Below are 18,272 nucleotides of genomic sequence, written 5' to 3' on the forward strand. Positions count from 1 at the left end.
TCAAGAAGTAACCCTTCAGGCAAAGAGCAGTAATGAAAATATTATTAGCTGTAGTACAAATAATAAAACATTGACAATACAAGCGCATAAACAAGGTGAGGCTTATATTGACATTGTTCATGTTCAGGCAAATAAGCGTTATCGCATTAATGTCTATGTATCTCCAGCATTATATAAGTTAACGAATGCAGATGATTCTATTGGAATACCAGTAAATCATTCTATTTAACTAGAAATACAGGCATTTAGGCCTTATCAGCTAGAATATGATAAAAACATGCTTGATGTTACTATGTACGATCAAAAACTTATAGTAAGAGGTATAAAGGTTGGATCAACAATCCTAAAAGTCATTGACATAACATCACAAGAAGTACTAACCTATCAACTTCACATAGATCAAGAAGAAATCTATAATAATCAAAATAACTTAATAGACCATTACCATCAAAAACTAAGTGACTTAAATACTCTTAAGCAGAATAATAGCCTATTAAGTATCTATAGTACACAGTTCTATAGCCTTCATGACTTCAATACCTTCACCTATGATCAGGAAGGACAGCATTTAGGTGGATTTTATCTAGAAGATATGGTTCTAAGAGCTAAAAGTCTAAAAGTTATAACCCAAAAAGACTTTTATGAATATGTCATAGAGATTGATCATGATTATTGGAATTATGATATGCGTATCGCTTATGAACAAAAACTAGAATCTGTTTATCAAAGCTTACAGTTAAATGGTCTTAGTGATGAAGCTAAGGTAAGAAGGATTCATGATTATGTTTGTAAGAATATCATTTACGATTACAAGACATATAGTCGTAATATTCAAGGTAAGCCTATTGATTATAGCGTTGATAATTATTCAAGCTATGATGTCCTATTTGACAAACCAGATCCATCAACAGGTGCTAGATTAGCAGTATGTACAAGCTATACAGGTCTGTTTTTAAGACTAGCTAAGAAAGCCAACCTTGAAGTGAAGACTGTACTGGGCAGACCAAGTAATAGTTTAAATACAAGCCATGTCTGGAATGTAGTAAAAGTTAATGGACAATGGTATCAGATAGACTGTACCTGGGATGGCTCAACTGAAAATACTACATATGAATATTATCTAAAGGGAAGAAAATTTAGGGATCATATACTTGACAAAGAATTTCAAAGTCTTCCGATATCACAAAATGACTATGCTTAATAGAATACAATAGATTCTTAACCGAGGAAGAATAACCCTTTAAGTATATTATTGAATTGCATGGATAAGATGCTTTCTATAATTGTGGGGCATTAGCTGAAAAAATTAAAAACCGCTTTAAAAAACTGTGGGTTCAGTATACACCAGATGTACATGAGTCCACAGTTTTCTTTGTTTTATGAACTTCTGGAAGAATAAACAACATATAAAAATATCTACTACTTCACTTTTCTCATAATAATCAATCCAAAAATGATATTCACATGAACCGGTTTCTTATAACCCCATGAGTATTAAAGGTATCTTTTTTGTTTATTGGACATATATTAAAAGGATAGAATATATAATATTATCGTATTTTGAAAATCAATTCGTTATACTTAAAGCCTATGATAGAATAGATGAAATAGAGGTGGAGTATGATTAAATATGAAAAGATTATAAATTCAGATATGCCAATAAAGCTTGTAAGATTTACTGGTGAAATATATCCGTATATTGATAAGCATTGGCATAATAGTATAGAAATTGTTTTAGCTATTTGTGGTGGTTCAACGGCATTTATTGATGGTAAATACTATCCATTATATCAGAATGATACAGGCATACCTGTAATCATCAATTCCTGTGCTATTCATTCCTTTGGAACCCCAAATACATCAGGTTCCTATATTGGCTTAGCTCTTCAAATAAACTATGATTTCTTTAAAAGTGTTTACAATGATATCGATCATATTCAATTCAAACAGCCTGATTCTCATAGCTGCAATCAAATAAAAGAATGTTTATATAAACTTGTTGAATGCTTTGAACTAAGAAACAAAAATAAAAGAATTGAAATAATTGGACAAGTCTATCATCTTATTTATTTACTTGTCAGTGAACTTGGAGAAAAGAAGAAAGATTCAGTCATACAGAAAAGCAACAAGAATAAACACCGACTAACCTCAATCGTTAAATACATAGATGCACATTATCAAGATAAACTGACAATCGAAGTCATCAGTGAACACTTTAACCTATCGGAAGGTCATCTATCAAAAATCTTTAAAGATAATATGGATATCACTGTCAAAGCATATATCTCAAAAATAAGAATAAGTCATGCCCGTGACATGCTTATTGATACTGATTTGCCATTAATTGATATAGCTTTGGCATCAGGATTTCCTAATACAAAAGCCCTCAATAAAGAATTCAAACATCTATATGATATTTCTCCATTAGAATATCGGAGAAAGATTAATATGTATGATAATTAACTGAATATTTGTTTTTAGCCTCTTTTCTATGAGTTTTTGTCCAAATATAAGCGCTTACATTTGATAAAATACCATATAGATGAGGAGGAAAAGGAAAATATGAAAGGAAAAAGGGTAATTGTAAGTGGTTTTGTGAGTTCAATGATGATCTTATCAACTGCAGTTATACCAGTCTTTGCATCAGGAATGGGCGTTGCTACAGGAAGCCAGAAAGCTTATGTAGTGAATGATGACTGGGGCAGTGGTGTTTCTAAGACAATCATGACACTTGACAAAACCATTGATGCTAATTCAGTAGCGAAGGGAGATTTCAAAGTTGTACAGACTGCTGGTAAAACAGAAAGCAATCGTACAATTATTGATGCTTACACATCTAATGCGAATGGCGACAAGGTAGGAAATGATTCCAATATTGTTACTGTTGAAATGAAGATTTCTCCTAAAGAAGGTAGTCCTATTGAGTGGAATATGTCGACATGGAGAAATAACTGGGCAAATCCATATCAATTGGATGTAAGTATTAATGATGGAGAAGATATTAAGAGTGGCAATGAATCTATCACAGAATTAGATGTTGATCCAAATATCAATGTCGCACAAGACGGTAAAATCGTACCACAGCTAAATGGTTTCTCATTTAAAGACAACAAGTTTACATCACAGACATTTACTGATAATAGTGATACAGTATCTTATTCACTCTATACACCAGCTAAAGATAGCCATAAGAATGCTTTAGTCATTTGGAATCATGGCATTGGTGAAACTGGTACTGATGTACAGATTGATTTACTTGGAAATAAGGTAACTGCTTTAGGTAGTGAGAAGTTCCAGGATATTATGGATGGAGCCTATGTACTTGCTCCACAAAGATCATATAATACAAAGACATCAACAGTGAAAGCTTTAATTGATAAGGTCTTAAAAGACAATCCCGATATTGATGCGAATAGAGTGATCATTGGTGGATGCTCTGCTGGTGGCTTATTTACAATGAATATGATTCTTGACTATCCAACATTCTTTGCCGCTGCATATCCTATTTGTCCAGCTAAACAAAGTAAGGATGTTACTGATGAACAGATCAATTCATTAAAGAACTTACCAATCTGGTTCATTCATGCAAAGAATGATGGAACAGTTAAATATGATACAACAAGTAAGTTATTAGTTGAAAGATTAAAGGCAGCTGGTAATACAAATGTACGTACTTCATTCTTTGATGATGTCCATGATACAACAGGACGTTTTACTAATGAAGATGGAACACCATATACATATGATAGCCATTGGTCATGGACTTATTTTGATAATAATGAATGTGTTGATAATGGTGAAACAATATGGCAATGGATGAGTAAACAGACAAAAGCAAATGTAGTCGCAAATGGCACACAAAAAGCTTATATTACAGGTGAAGACTGGGGTCCAGCTGTACGCAAGACAGTATTAACACTTGATAAGGTTGTTGATTCTGATTCAGTAAATGCGGAAAACTTTAAAGTTGTTGAAGAAAAGAATGGCATTAAAGACTGGTCTACTGGAGAAGAAGGTATCGTAAGTGCTAAACGCCAGGTTACGAATGCATATACATCTGATGAAAATGGCAATAAAGTGACTACTAATTCTAGATATGTTACATTAGAAATGTATGTCTCACCTAATGATGGTTCACCATTCATTTATCGTCTATCAACAGGACTTAATAGCTGGTGCAACCCATATAAGCTTAATGTCAGCTTGAAGAGTGGTGCAACACTTAAAGCAAGTGAACAAGATATTACAGCATTAAATATCACATCAACAATTGATGTCGAAAAGAATGGTAAAATCGCTCCACAATTAGAAAAATTCGCACAGAAATATTATAAGGCAAATGATGGTAGAACATATTCATATTCAGAATATCAGCCACAGCAAGACAATAAAAAGAATGCCCTTGTGATTTGGCTTCATGGTGCAGGTGAAGGTGGAACTGATACTTCAATTGACCTTCTTGCCAACGAAGTTACTGCCTTAGCAGGTGACAAATTCCAAAGCGAACTCAACAATGCCTATGTTATTACACCACAGTGTCCAACAATGTGGATGGATGGTGGTAATAAAACATACCAGAATGGTGACAAGGGTTCAATCTATGCAAAGGGATTATTTGATCTAATTGATAACTATGTTAAGAATAATGCTGATATTGATACGAATAGAATCTATATTGGCGGATGCTCTAATGGTGGTTATATGACTATGGAAATGATTCTAAAGCATCCAGATTACTTTGCAGCAGCATTCCCAATTTGTGAAGCATTCTATGATGAATATATCACTGATAAACAGATTCAGTCGTTAAAGAACTTACCAATCTGGTTCACATATGCCAAGACTGATACAACAGTTGACTTTACAAAGACAACAGAACCAACAGTCAAGAGATTATTAGCTGCTGGTAATAAGAACGTTCATGTTTCAGCATTTGATGATGTTCATGATACTTCAGGATTATACAAAGATGCTAATGGTAATCCATATGAATACAATGGACATTGGTCATGGATCTATTGGGACAATAATGAGTGCTTCGATAGTAATGGAGTAAATGCCTGGAACTGGTTAGGTCAACAAGCTAAGAAAACAGTTGAAAATACTACACCTGTAGAATCAAAAACTACTTCTAATGTATCAAAGCCTACTACAAGCAAGACTTCTACAAAATCAACAACTGCTTCAACAAAAGCAGTTAAGACAGGAGATAGCACTTCTATCGCCACTCTCGTATTTGTCTTCATTACTTCTTTGATTGCTGTTATTTTCTTAAGAAAGAAGAGACAAAATCAATAATTGAACTTCTAGCCACACTCATATGAGGCCATCTCATTAAGGTGTGGCTTTTTCATTTCAATTCAAATAAAAACAACAGCTAGAAATCTAACTGTTGCTTTATGTGCTATACTTAGTAAGCTATTTTACCGCAAGAATATCATTAATAATCTTACGTAAGATATTACCATAATCTTTATCAGTTGCCCAGCCAACACCATTCGGGTTTTCTTGAGAGCCTAACCATTCAACATATTGAGCACTACCTTTAGTTACATATTGATAGCGAGCATCAACTAATGGATACTTAAGCGTAGGATTCTTTATTGCATAAGCTTTTAAATGTTGAATATGAGCACGGATACCTTCTCGAACTGATTTGAATGTGTTACTTGGCTTACTTGCATCAACGGATCCTAAGCCAGCAAAGTTATATTGTTCAATCTTTACTTTACCAGTATAAGTCAAGAAACCAGTTTCATTGCACATTTGTGCGAATGCAACTTCAGGACGAATACCTTCTGCCGTCGCTTCCTGATAGTAGACATGAACAAAGTCATTGATTGTTTTTACTTCACTATCATGGGTACTATAGTAAGTTGGGAAGTTCGCCTTACTTGAGTAGTATTTCACCATTTGCGCTTCCGTTGCTTTTGGCGCACCACTTATTTCATAGAGCTGAGATGTAGTATTCTGACTTGATTGTGAATTGTTAGGAGCAGTAGGTCTGGTGATTGTATTTGGCTGTGGTAATCTATCGGCAATACGACCTTCATTCTTTCCATATTTTATGTAATGTAAATAATAAGCTGCATTATTATTGCCATAAGCTTTTCTTAAATCTTCATAGTTAGCTCTATAGTAGGAAAGAATAAACTGTGAACTAGCCTGACGTGATTCATTCATGCCATACTTCACAAAGTGATTTAAGACAGCCTGATCATTATAAGTACCATAAGCTTTCTTTAAATCACTATATTTGTTGATATAGAAATTGAAGTCATAGACAGCAGAGTAATCAATACCATTGAGCTTAGTCACATAACCAACCATCTGTGTTGTACCAGTTGTCTTACGTCCTTCCTTAACACCATAATGGATATAATGCATATAATAATTCTTTAAGTCATTGCCATAGGCAGCTCTTAAATCAGGATATTGTAAACGGTAGGAATTAACATCAAATGTAGACTTTGCCTGACGGCCTTCATTCATGCCATACTTCACAAAATGATTTAAGACAGCCTGATCATTATAGGCACCATAGGCATTCTTTAAATCACTATATTTATTGATGTAATAATTGAAGTCATAGACTGATGAATAGTCAACACCATCAAGTTTAGTTACATAACCAACCATTTGTGTTGTACCAGTTGTCTTACGTCCTTCTTTAGCGCCATAGCGAATATAATGCATATAGTAATTTTTCAGGTTATTGCCATAGGCAGCTCTTAAATCAGGATATTCTAAACGATAGGAATTGACATCAAAATTAGCACTAGCTCTTAGTCCCTTAGCCATGCCACTTTCTACAAAGTTCTTAATCAAGCCAGCACCATCAGTTGCTTTAAACTGTGATTGGATAGATGGATTATTCTTGTAGTAATAGTCTTGATTATAGACAGCTGAGTAATTTATACCTTTGTATGTTGTGACATTTTGAACTGATGAAGTTGGTTTAGTCGTTGAAGATATGAGTTTGTCAGCTACACGTCCTTCATTATAGCCATATTTAATATAATGATTATAATATGCCTTCGTATCATTACCATAGGCTTTTTGTAAGTCGGCATAGTTCTGTTTGTAGTATGATACGTTGAATGATGCGATAGCCTGGCGACCTTCATTCATACCATATGTTAAGAAATGATAGAAGACTGCATTTCTATTTGTACCATAGGCTTTCTTTAAGTCTGAATACTTGTTGATATAGTAATTGTAGTCATAGACTAATGCATAGTCACTTTCACGTACTATACTTACTGGTTCATGTGTTGAATAGTAGTTATTAATGCCCTTGGCATCAGCACGTCCCAATGCTTTAAGTTTAGCTTCAGTAGACAAGTATTTTCCAAGCTCTGTTGGATTTGAGATAAAAGCATGTTCAACAATAATACCAGTCATGGCATTGCTTTTGGCTCCTCTGACAATGGCATAATAGTCAGCTATTGAGCCATCGCTATATTTTGTGCCATTTGCGGAATTTCTTGTGAATACGCCACGTTTCTTAATACCTAAACTGCTGATCTCTTTTAAGATAGAATTAGCGATGTTTTCCCCTTCAGTATGGAGCTGAGGATATAAGCTTGTATTAGGTATTTCTACCTCAGCACCAGTTGCACTGCTTCCTGCTGAGTTAATATGAACACTAATCAAAGCATCAGCATTCTTTTCTCTCGCATAGTCAGTACGATAAGTAAGAGACTTGTAGGTATCTGTCTCTCTTGTCATATAGATTTTATATCTACCTGTTGCTTCTAGCTGCGTTTTTAGTTCTTTGGCAATGGATAAAGTCATATTCTTTTCATAATAACTTTTACCATTATATGTACCAATAGCACCACTGTCATTACCACCATGACCTGGATCTATAACTAAAACAACAGGATTTGCTGCTTTAACATCAGTTGCCTGTAAAGTAAGTATGAGCATGCCTGAAAGCATAAAAGAACTCATCTTTATGAGATGTTTTTTTCTATCAATTTTACTTTCCATAGACTTCCCCCCTTGATGTTTCTATACTAACATAAAAAAGCTCATAATGTTATTGAAAAATACAACATTTCTCTCTAATAAAGCCCTTTTATTGAAAACCACTAGATAGTGTCAATAATTTTGTGTAAATTGATAATCTCTCTTAAAATGATTTCTGTTTGGTAATCTAATTGTGAACTGAACATGTAGCTCCAGGACTGCTAAATGGAATATGTGCTATCTTCATGAGAGTCATTGAACCAGAAGCTTGTGACTTTTCCAAATCCCTTATGTACGCGGCTCAGGAACTTCTCGCTGTATCGTTCGAACTGCGAGACTAGATACTTCTCCTCAGAAAGCTCCGTGGGAAACTGTTCCTTTGCCTTGAAATGGCGCTTGAGCTGCTTGTTGTAGCTTTCAATCATGTTGGTTGTATAGATGCTACTTCTGATCTCCTTGGGAAAGTCATAGAAGGTAAGCATGTTGGAATTGGACTTCAGTGCATCGACGATTTTTGGATACTTCCTGTTCCACTTCGTGTAGAAGGATTCCAGCCCGCCTACTGCAGCTTCCCTGCTGGCAGCAGTATATACTGCCTTGAAATCCTCCGTGATTTCAGCGCGGTCACTTACACGGCACTTGCTGGCAATGTTTCTCTGGACGTGAAGAAGGCATCTCTGGATCCTTGCCATTGGATAGACCGAGCTGATGACCTCTTCCATTCCGTTCAGGCCATCCGTGCAGAAGAGCGCAACACGCGTCACCCCGCGTTCCCTGATTGATTCAATCATTTCCTTCCAGTTGCTCTTTGACTCATTGGGAGCGATTGAATAGTCAATGATCTCTTTGGTACCGTCAGTGCGGATGCCCAATGCAATGTGAACGGCCTCCTTCTGGACCGTATCGCGTCTGAGGGCCATCATTGTCGCATCAATGTAGATGACGGCATATTCGCTTGCCAGCTGTCTTGACTTGAATGATTCAATGCTGGAGATAATCCTGTTGGTGATGTTGGAAACAGTGCTTCTCGATACCTTTGTGCCATACATCCTGTCAACAGCCTCGGCAATCTCGCTATTAGTGAGTCCAAGATTGAAGAGATCAACGACAGTGTTCTCCGTGCCCTCAGTCCGTCTCATGTAAGGCGGAATCAGAGCAGACACGAAGAGTCCCAGGCGGTCCCTGGGCATCCTGACTGTGATTGTCCCATACCTGGTGTCGATCTTTCTTTCAGGCTTGAAGCCGTTCCTTGAGTCTTCCTTGTCCGTGTGCTTGTATCTCTCGTAGCCAAGGAACTGCTCAAGCTCGTAGCTGAGGACGTCATTGACGGCTTCCTCAAGCTGCTGACGGAACACTTCAGAGAGCACGCTTTCAAATTCAGGAAGATTGTGGTCGTTATTTAATAGATTTCTGACAAGCAATGATGTAAAATGATTCATGGGTATACTCCTTTGATTGTTTTTGTTGCAGAAATCATTTTACAGGGGGTATGCCTTTTTTGTCTATTAAATAACTTCTATAGAAAACAATAAATTCGACAAATCGAATTTACACAAAATATTTTACACTATGAACCACTAGCACCATAATATAAATACTTTTATATGCATATAACATTAAATATGCAACAATGCTCTCATATCTTCCAAAAAGACTAATCGATCACTAAAAGAATGAAGATCATTAATCCCCATAATACGATAAATCGTAGAAGGAAAATCAGCTAAAGGTATAAGCGTAAGCTTATCTTCATAGCCTTTAATCATATAGGCAGGCAAGAGACTGACACCACTATTCTGAGATATCTTCATCAGTAGAGTAAGACGATTATCAACCGTTTCAAAGGTAGGATGGAGGTTTACAATATCCCATGTCTGTTTCACAAATTCAAGCGTCGACATGGTTTCTTTCTGACATAGAATGAAGTGATGTTCTTGGGCAAGATCTTTTAGATGAACACTGTTTTCTTTGGCTAAGGGATGATTTCTTGAAACAACAAGATAATAAGGTATCTTATCAATCTCCATAAAATGATAATGATTTAAAGAAGATGCTTCAAGCGTATTCATAAAGACAATATCAAGATCATCACTATATTCAATAAGCTCATGTAAGTCATAGATATTAATAGATAATGTCAGTTCAGGATGCTTTTTATTGATTGTTGTAAGATGCTCAAATAATAAATTCTCAAAATCATAACCTTCAAGAATACCAATCTTGATGGTTGTGTTTTTTGTATGTAAGGCATCATAGATATGATCAAATTCACTTAATAATGGCTGATATTGTTCATAGAGATAAAGACCTTGGGTGGTGAGATGCATGCCTTTGCCTTCTTTTTCAAATAAGATCACACCCAATTCCTTTTCTATATGATGGATGACTTTAGTAATTGTGGGTTGGGTGGTATAGAGGCTTTTAGCTGCTTTCGTGTAGTTTTTATAGGTTGCAGCACTTAAGAATATACGAATATCTCCAATACTAATACGATCTGCTTTCATGTATGTCTCCTATTCCAATATGGAATACTTTAGCATAAAATTAAGAATTTCACAAGAATATCCAGGGGTGGTAACATACTCTTGTTCACAATTTAACAAGGTTGGTGAAGAAGATGAAGTGTGATCGTCAAACATTATTACTTGCTTTTTGCATTGCTCTTTTTGCGCCTATCTGGGCCATCCTTGCCCCCTATATAGGGATTACAACAGGAGGAGTTGCATTAATATGTGCTGGTATCTTTGTTGAAGCGGGAAATACAATCAAGCAGGCTCTTCCTGTTTCTATTGGCTTTTTGCTGGGTGACTTATGGGCTGTGCTTGTCGTTGAGTTATTGAAGGTTATGCCATTTAAGCATAATATGAATCTCTTTATCCTGCTCTTTATTGGTGGTGGCTTAGCAGTGCTTATAGCCTCATTATTGCCTAAAAGAATCAACCTTTCAGCCTGGCTGAGCGGATTTGCGATTGGCTTGTTGATATTAGCACCCGTTCGAACGCTAGGCAGCCTGCCTTTGCAGATTGCCATCAGCATGCTTGTAGGCGTCTGGTATATTGGTGTATTTGTGAGTTGTGTGATGCATGTTGTAGGAGGACATGAAGATGAATAAAGTTGGTGTAAGTGAAGAAGAAAAGAATTTATCCTATTATCGTTTCTATCAGCAGGAATTAGCACCTATTGATGAGGAAAAGCTTGCCTTAGTCGAGCATCCATCAGAAAAAGCAGGTGTGCCTTTTAGCGATAAGAATCTCTTTCTTAAAGGCGAAGATCAGGAATATTGCCAAATTGGCTATGGTCTTAATGCTGATGGTACAGCCTTTGTGGCAAATAGGACATATATGCCTAATGTGACAAGTGAAATGCTGGACTGGTGGTTTCCTTGGCATTCAGTTGGCAGTGATTTACGATATAAGATCTGGGACAATGAAGATCATTACTTTGCTAGAGCAGATCGCTGTGATTATGTATGTGATCCAAGTGTTCCTATACGAGAAAAGACATGGGGTGTTAGCCATTATATCTTAGAGGATGTTGGGAATGGACCTGATTTCTTAAAGCTGAACTTTTTAAGACCAAGAGATTTTGGCTATGATGAAAGCCTCATTGATACTTCAACATGTTCATCAATGGTCTGTGCTATTGGTGAAGGCAAGGTTGCTGCAGCAATGACACATAAATGGTATCCCTATAAGAATGGTGTCATGTTTGTCTCGCATTTCTGGATTGGGATGCATAGAAATGAGGATGGTACAATCACTAAAGGTATCCCTGATGGTATCAAGATACCTTTAAATATTGCTAAAGGCTTATATGCCCATAATATTAAGGAATTTAGTAATTTAAAGGCAATCTTGCCAGAAGTCTATAAAGAAAATAAAGGAGCATTTTAATTATGAAAATCATGGGAATTGTTGCTGGAAGACATAATGGCAACTCTGAAATATTAGTTAAGGAAGCATTAAATGCAGCAAAGGAAAAAGGTGCTGAAGTCACTCTTATTAATCTGTTTGACTACAACATTCTACCATGTACAGGATGTGAATCCTGCACCATGCGTATGGGTGATGTTGGAATGGGTAAAGCTGATCATTATGATGGCTGTGTACTCAAAAACAAAGATGATATGGATAAGATCATGCAGGTTATGCAGAAACAGAACGGCATCATTGTTGGTGTGCCAACATATGACCTTATGCCAAGTTCGCTCTATACCCGCTTTGCCCAGCGTTTCTTAGCTTATGAATTATCTTTCCAGCTCAAGGTTGGCTTGGTTAAAGAAGATCCTCACTGTGTAGCTGGCTTAATTGCCGTAGGAGGAAGCTGTCATGACTGGCAGACACTTTCATTGGAATCACTTGCTGCAACCATGTTTACACAATCTATTCGTGTTGTAGACGAAATGATGTCAACACGTAATGGCCGTCCTGGTAATGTTTTATTACGTGATGATCAGCTAGAACGTGCGCATCAATTAGGTGAAAATATCGTTCAGGCCATCAATACACCGGTCGAAGAAAGAGGCTGGCTTGGTGATCCTGATATGGGTCTTTGTCCAAACTGTCATTCATCCCTCATCTATCCTGGTGAAAAGCATTGGGATGGCGTTCAATTCCCATTTGAGTGTGCGGTATGTGGAGCTGGCGGAGACTTAGTGAGAGATGAACAAGGGAAAGTACACTTTGTCTTAGCTAAGAATGGCTTATGTCGTGATCGTAATAAAAATGAATCACGTGAATTACATTTAAATGAAATCGTCGAAACAAAGGTGGACTTCTTTGCCCATCAAAAAGAAGCGATGGCGAAGATGAAGAAATATCGTGAAATGCGTTTTCCAACAGTAGAGAAATAGGAGGCAAAGATGATCACAATCACAATAAATGATCAAAAGATCGAAGTCGAAGAAGGAACATCCCTTCTTAAAGCAGCTCTTGATCATAATATTTATATTCCCCATATCTGTCATCATCCAGATTTACCAGAAATTTCAACCTGTAAGCTTTGTCTTGTTGATATCGAAGGTGAAGAAAAGCCTCTATGTTCTTGCAAGGTCAAGGTCAAAGATGGGATGGTTGTTCATACCGAAAGTGAAGAAGTGACAAGATTACGTAATCTTGCCATGGAACTCATTCTAGCAGCTCACCCAGAGGACTGTTCAACATGTCCTAAATATGGTCAGTGTGAATTACAGAATCTTATTCAATATATGAATGTCTCAGCGACAAGAATGCATCGTCGTGTTAAGGGCTTTAAGGAAATCAAAAATAACCCTCTTTATATTCATGACATGAATCGCTGTATTCTTTGTGGTCGTTGTGTTCGTGCCTGTCATGATATGCGACATGTCGGCATTCTCGACTACAAGAAGAAGGGCGTTGAAAGCTATGTGGGTACATTGCATGAGAAATTACTAAAGGATGAAGACTGTCGTTTCTGTGGTGCCTGCGCTGAGGTCTGTCCAACTGGAACAATTCGTGATATTGCAAGCTATAGCGCAAGTGATAAATGGGATCAGCTGATTCCATGTCATTCTGCCTGTCCTGCTCATACCGATGTTCCACGCTATGTCCGTTATGTAAGCGAAGGGAAATATGATGAAGCAGCTGCAGTTGTTCGTGAAAAAGCACCATTTCCTCATGTTTTAGGCTATGTATGTAATCATGTCTGTGAAGGAGAGTGTCGTCGTCAGGCTGTCAGTGATCCAATCTCTATCCGTAATATCAAGCGTTATGCAGCTGAACATGACACTGGTCGTTATTGGCATCATAAAGGTAAACAATTACCTGATACGAATAAGAAAGTGGCTATTGTTGGAGCGGGTGTCGCCGGCTTAACAGCGGCTTACTATTTAAGAAAACAGGGGCATGATGTCACAATCTTTGAACAGCAAGAAAAAGCTGGTGGAATGATGCAATATGGTATTCCATCCTATCGTTTACCACGTGAAGATGTTGATGAAGAAATCGATTATATTCTCGAAACAGGTATTCACCTTAAAACAAATCATCGTATTGATGATGTCAACGCTCTTAAAAAAGACTATGATGCCATCTTGCTTGCAGTTGGTAACCAGCAAGGCCGTATTCTTAAAATGGAAGGTAGTGATGCTTCCGGTGTCCTGACAAACTTATCCTTCTTGCGTCAGGTCGCAAAGGGTCAAGAAACAGGCATGGGTGAACATGTCATTGTCCTCGGTGGGGGAAATGTCGCATTTGATTGTGCAAGAAGTGCTAAGCGCATGGGGGCAAAAGATGTTCATGTTGCCGCACTTGAAGCACGTGACAAGATGACCGCTGATGAAGAAGAAATTCTTGAAGCTATTGAAGAAGGCATTACGATTCATCCAGGTGTAACATTTGAACATATCACTACAAAAGATGGTCATGTCTCAGGCGTAGGCATCAGCAAGATTGCCTCTTTCACATTTGATGAAAACCGTCAGGCAGTTATTGAAAAAGTACCTGATTCCTATGAACTTATTACCGGTGATACAGTTATCTTTGCCGTTGGACAAAGCTGTGATCTTGGGGAAAATAAAGCGCTTGAACGTGGTAAAGCCAACAGCATTGTGACAAATGAAGAAAATGGCATGACAAGTATTGAAGGCATATTTGCCTGTGGTGATGCTGTGTATGGCACGAAATCTGTCATTCTTGCGATTGCTAAAGGGCGTGAAGTCGCAAGTTCAATGGATAAATATTTAGGTGGTGATGGGGACATTAGTGAAGTCCTAGCTCCAGTTGAACATATCAACAATGTGCTTGGAAAACGTGAAGGCTTTGGCTATGAAGAACGTATTCAGCCAACAATCGTTGCCCCAGATAAACGCAAAGATAATTTCAATCTCGTTAACTTGGGCATTGATGATGACAAGATCAAGAAAGAAGCATCACGTTGCCTCCAGTGTGACTTGCGTTGTCATATAACGCATTCTAAGATTTGGTCAGAATATCGAAAGGAGCAGGCATAATGTATACAGATATCATTCATACCCCATTACCAGAACATTTCTTACGTATCATCATTACATTGCCTGATGCTGATCTTGATTGTCAGCTGGCATTCTTATATCAGGAACGTCTTGATGATATTTTAAAGGGGGCTCGCTTACTTGGTGACTATCCTGTTGTTTTAAAGATTCCTGAAAACATGAATGTTGTTGTTGATCAGAAGATCACAGTCATTCATAAAAAAGAAGATATTGAACACTTGGATGATGATCTTATTGTTTCTCCTCTTGCTTTGATCAAATACTATGAACACTCTAATCATCAACCAACAGATTATCTCTATGTCTTTGTCGACGGAGTAAGACAACAGATTGCCTGCAATACACCTATAGCAGCACTTGTCAAAGACGTTAAAGCAGTAAGAGTTGGAGAGACATTCTATAATCACGAACAATTCAATACATTACTCAACGAAGAAAACATCGAGAATGGTGTCATTGAAACTTATGACAACACGAAGTGCATGGTTCAAGAAGCTTTCAAACGGATGCGCTTGAATCAAGAAAAGAGCTGTGGACGCTGTGTCTTCTGTCGTGAAGGCTATATGCAGCTAGTTGCCCTCTTTAGTGATCTTACAAGTGGTAAGTGCAAGGAACAGGATTTTGAGATCATGAAAGAAATTGTGAATGCGATGAGTGACTACTCAAACTGTTCTGTAGGCACTAATGGGAAAAAGATATTACTTAGCTTGTTAGAAAACTTCAATGAAGAAGTATTAGCACATATCAAAGGGGAATGCCCAACGCTTCAATGCCCAGATCTTATTCACTATTATATTGATCCAAAGTTATGTAATGGATGTCATGCCTGTCATGATGTTTGTGAAATACATGCAATCCTGGGGGAAAAAGATGATATTCATGTCATTGATGATTTCACATGTACAAAATGTGGTAAATGTCTCCATACCTGTGAAACTCATGCCATCAAGTGCATAACTGGAGCACTTCCAGAATTACCTAATGAACCAATTAGTCTCAAAGGGGAAAAGAGAGTTAAAGAAAAGCGTGTGGTGAGAAAGCGTGTAAGACCACAGGCTGTATTATTTAGAAAGAAGTTACAAACAAAAGTCGAACAAACAGTAGAATGGAAAGGAAACGGAAAGATGAAGGAAATGAATGCCGATGTCATTGTTGTAGCAGCTGGACCTGCTGGATTAGGGGCAGCTATTGCCGCTGGTGAAAAGCATCTCAAAACAATTGTATTTGAAAAATCCAACACAACAGGTGGCGCAGCCAATATGGGCATGGGACCATTAGGTATTGATACCGATGTCCAGAAAAAACAATTCAATCAGATCACAGTCAAAGATGCTTTAGAAATGCATATGGACTATACACACTGGAGAGTTGATGCAGATTTAGTCTCAACATACTTCCATAAATCAGCAGATACGATTCGCTGGTTAGAAGACATGGGTGTGGAATTTGCCGGTGCCTATAAGTATTTTGCGGAATCAGAAGCAACATGGCATATTGTTAAGCCAGAAAATGGTGTGATTGGTCCACGTGCTGCTGGGGGAATGATCAAAGCAATGACAGCTCGTGCAAAAGAACTTGGTGCTCAGTTTGTCATGGAAACAACAGTCGTTGATTTAATTAAAGATGGCGATAAGGTCGTAGGTGTCCGTGCGGTTGACCAGGCTGGCAATCAGATTGAAGCTCATGGTAAGGCTGTTATTGTGGCAACTGGTGGTTTTGGCAACAACAAAGAAATGATTGAAGAAGAATTTAATCTTCATTTAGGTGAAGATTACTATCCATTCCAAATTCCTGGTATTACTGGTGATGGTTTGAAAATGATGTGGCGTGCTGGTGCAATGAAGTTTGGTGCAGGCATTGAAGCTATTTATCAGCTTCCTGATAATATGAACTGGTTCTTATTGGATGCGGTATTAAGACAACCAAACTTGTTGATCAACCAGTATGGTGAACGTTTCATGAATGAAGATCGTATGGGTAATACAACCTTCACTGGTAATGCGATTGCCTTGCAGCCAGGCCATTATGCTTACTGTATCATGGATGGTGCCATCTTAAATCATTATAAGAAGCATGGACCAGATATCTTTGATATCGTTCATCCTGCTGATTGTTTCTTTGGCTTTGAAGCAGAAGCAAAACGTGCAGTTGAACAAGAATATGATGCCTACATTGAAGCAAGCACTCTTGATGAACTTGCCCAAAAACTTCAAATCCATCCTGATACATTAAAGAATACCATTGAAGCCTATAATGAAGCTTGCGAAACAGGAAGAGATACACAGTTTGGAAAGAATCCAGACTTCCTGCATAAGATCACTGGTAAAGGTAAATATCTTGTCGGTAAATTCTATTTAGGTGCTTATGGCACTATTGGTGGTATCCGTATCAACAAATACTGCGAAGTCTTAGGTGAAGACTATTTACCTATTCCTGGCTTATATTCAGCAGGTTCTGATGCCAATACTATTTATGGTGATTCCTATAACTTCACATTGCCTGGTAATACAATGGGCTTTGCGGTTAACTCAGGCCGTATGGCTGGTGAAGCTGCAGCTAAATATATTCTTGATGAAGAATAGAAAAAACTGTTTAAGTCATTTCATTTCAATAAGCCTGACAAGATAGCTATAATAGGATTTAGAGGTGAATAGATATGAAAAAGATAACATGGTTCTATATGAATGGTTGTCCCTATTGCCGTAATGGCGAAAAAGCCTTTGATGAAATCCTCAAAGAGCATCCTGAATACAAGGCTATTCCTATTTCAAAGGTAGATGAAAGAAAAGAAGTCGCATTTGCGAATGCACATGATTATTATTATGTACCAACGCTTTATCTAGATGAAGAGAAAGCTTATGAATGTAGTCCTCATGATCACTTTGATGACATCAAGCAACATTTCGAAGAAGTCCTTAAAAAAGCCTTTGAATAACATACTAAAAAGACAAAGAACAATTTCAGTTCTATGTCTTTCGTATTATAGAACTAGAAGTTATTCAAGTAATAATTCTAGTTTTTTATTTTATCTAGATGTGATATCATTTCACTGAAGAGAAGTTAGTCATTATAACTTGAGACATCCATAAGGTAAGCTCGTAAACAACGATTGATAGCTATGACTATTAATGTATCGTTCTTCTCTTCACTAAATAAACGTACTGACTAGAGGTTGCTTATATTTAACTTCTAGTCTTTTATTTTGTAGGCATACATTATAATAGACTTAAGAAAGCAGAGAGATCATGTCTTGGAAACACAGCTGTGATTTCGTTAAAAAAAGTTCTCTGCTTCCTTTTATGACATG

Annotated in this window: 13 protein-coding genes; 10 read left to right on the plus strand and 3 right to left on the minus strand. The window is 37.3% G+C overall.

What is annotated here, in order from left to right; genetic code table 11:
* The 4 genes from T529_RS13280 to T529_RS0110110 form a co-directional block, all read left to right on the plus strand.
* Positions 1-229 (plus strand): hypothetical protein (locus tag T529_RS13280; RefSeq protein WP_033163488.1); only part of this gene is annotated, 229 nt, incomplete at its 5' end.
* Positions 230-292: 63 nt separating this feature from the next.
* On the plus strand, positions 293-1,201 hold the full coding sequence (locus tag T529_RS0110100; protein WP_162173002.1) for a transglutaminase domain-containing protein: 909 nt from the start codon (positions 293-295) through the stop codon (positions 1,199-1,201).
* A 419-nt stretch (positions 1,202-1,620) separates the two neighbouring features.
* On the plus strand, positions 1,621-2,463 hold the full coding sequence (locus T529_RS0110105; RefSeq protein ID WP_033163490.1) for a helix-turn-helix transcriptional regulator: 843 nt from the start codon (positions 1,621-1,623) through the stop codon (positions 2,461-2,463).
* Between the two features lie 99 nt (positions 2,464-2,562).
* Positions 2,563-5,298, plus strand: a complete 2,736-nt coding sequence (locus tag T529_RS0110110; protein WP_033163491.1) for a prolyl oligopeptidase family serine peptidase — start codon at positions 2,563-2,565, stop codon at positions 5,296-5,298.
* A gap of 120 nt (positions 5,299-5,418) precedes the next feature.
* Here the strand turns inward: T529_RS0110110 and T529_RS12650 are convergent, their stop codons facing one another.
* From T529_RS12650 to T529_RS0110125, 3 genes are all read right to left on the minus strand, one after another.
* On the minus strand, positions 5,419-7,995 hold the full coding sequence (locus T529_RS12650) for an N-acetylmuramoyl-L-alanine amidase (RefSeq protein WP_051646966.1): 2,577 nt from the start codon (positions 7,993-7,995) through the stop codon (positions 5,419-5,421).
* A 200-nt stretch (positions 7,996-8,195) separates the two neighbouring features.
* Positions 8,196-9,413: an IS256 family transposase gene (locus tag T529_RS0110120; RefSeq protein WP_051646967.1), complete on the minus strand. Its 1,218-nt coding sequence runs from the start codon at positions 9,411-9,413 to the stop codon at positions 8,196-8,198.
* A gap of 177 nt (positions 9,414-9,590) precedes the next feature.
* Positions 9,591-10,478 carry a LysR family transcriptional regulator gene (locus tag T529_RS0110125; protein ID WP_033163492.1) on the minus strand — a complete coding sequence of 296 codons (888 nt, stop codon included), beginning with the start codon at positions 10,476-10,478 and terminating at the stop codon, positions 9,591-9,593.
* A gap of 113 nt (positions 10,479-10,591) precedes the next feature.
* Between T529_RS0110125 and T529_RS0110130 the strand changes: the two genes are divergently transcribed.
* The 6 genes from T529_RS0110130 to T529_RS0110155 all read left to right on the plus strand — a co-directional run bounded on the left by T529_RS0110130 (position 10,592) and on the right by T529_RS0110155 (position 17,900).
* On the plus strand, positions 10,592-11,086 hold the full coding sequence (locus tag T529_RS0110130; RefSeq protein WP_051646968.1) for a DUF1097 domain-containing protein: 495 nt from the start codon (positions 10,592-10,594) through the stop codon (positions 11,084-11,086).
* Positions 11,079-11,867 (plus strand): DAPG hydrolase family protein, encoded by a 789-nt coding sequence (locus T529_RS0110135; protein WP_033163494.1) that lies wholly within the window; start codon positions 11,079-11,081, stop codon positions 11,865-11,867. The genes T529_RS0110130 and T529_RS0110135 overlap by 8 nt, the downstream gene beginning before the upstream one ends.
* 2 nt (positions 11,868-11,869) lie before the next feature.
* A complete protein-coding gene (locus T529_RS0110140) occupies positions 11,870-12,826 on the plus strand; it encodes a flavodoxin family protein (protein WP_033163495.1) in 957 nt (318 codons plus the stop codon).
* A gap of 9 nt (positions 12,827-12,835) precedes the next feature.
* Positions 12,836-14,944 carry an FAD-dependent oxidoreductase gene (locus T529_RS0110145; RefSeq protein WP_033163496.1) on the plus strand — a complete coding sequence of 703 codons (2,109 nt, stop codon included), beginning with the start codon at positions 12,836-12,838 and terminating at the stop codon, positions 14,942-14,944.
* Positions 14,944-17,547, plus strand: coding sequence for an FAD-binding protein (locus T529_RS12915; protein WP_081823125.1), 2,604 nt, complete (start codon positions 14,944-14,946; stop codon positions 17,545-17,547). Before T529_RS0110145 ends, T529_RS12915 begins: the two co-directional genes overlap by 1 nt.
* A gap of 74 nt (positions 17,548-17,621) precedes the next feature.
* Positions 17,622-17,900 carry a thioredoxin fold domain-containing protein gene (locus T529_RS0110155; RefSeq protein ID WP_033163497.1) on the plus strand — a complete coding sequence of 93 codons (279 nt, stop codon included), beginning with the start codon at positions 17,622-17,624 and terminating at the stop codon, positions 17,898-17,900.
* Positions 17,901-18,272 lie beyond the last annotated feature (372 nt).

The organism is Sharpea azabuensis DSM 18934, from assembly GCF_000702165.1.
Taxonomy (GTDB): Bacteria; Bacillota_I; Bacilli_A; order Erysipelotrichales; family Coprobacillaceae; genus Sharpea; species Sharpea azabuensis.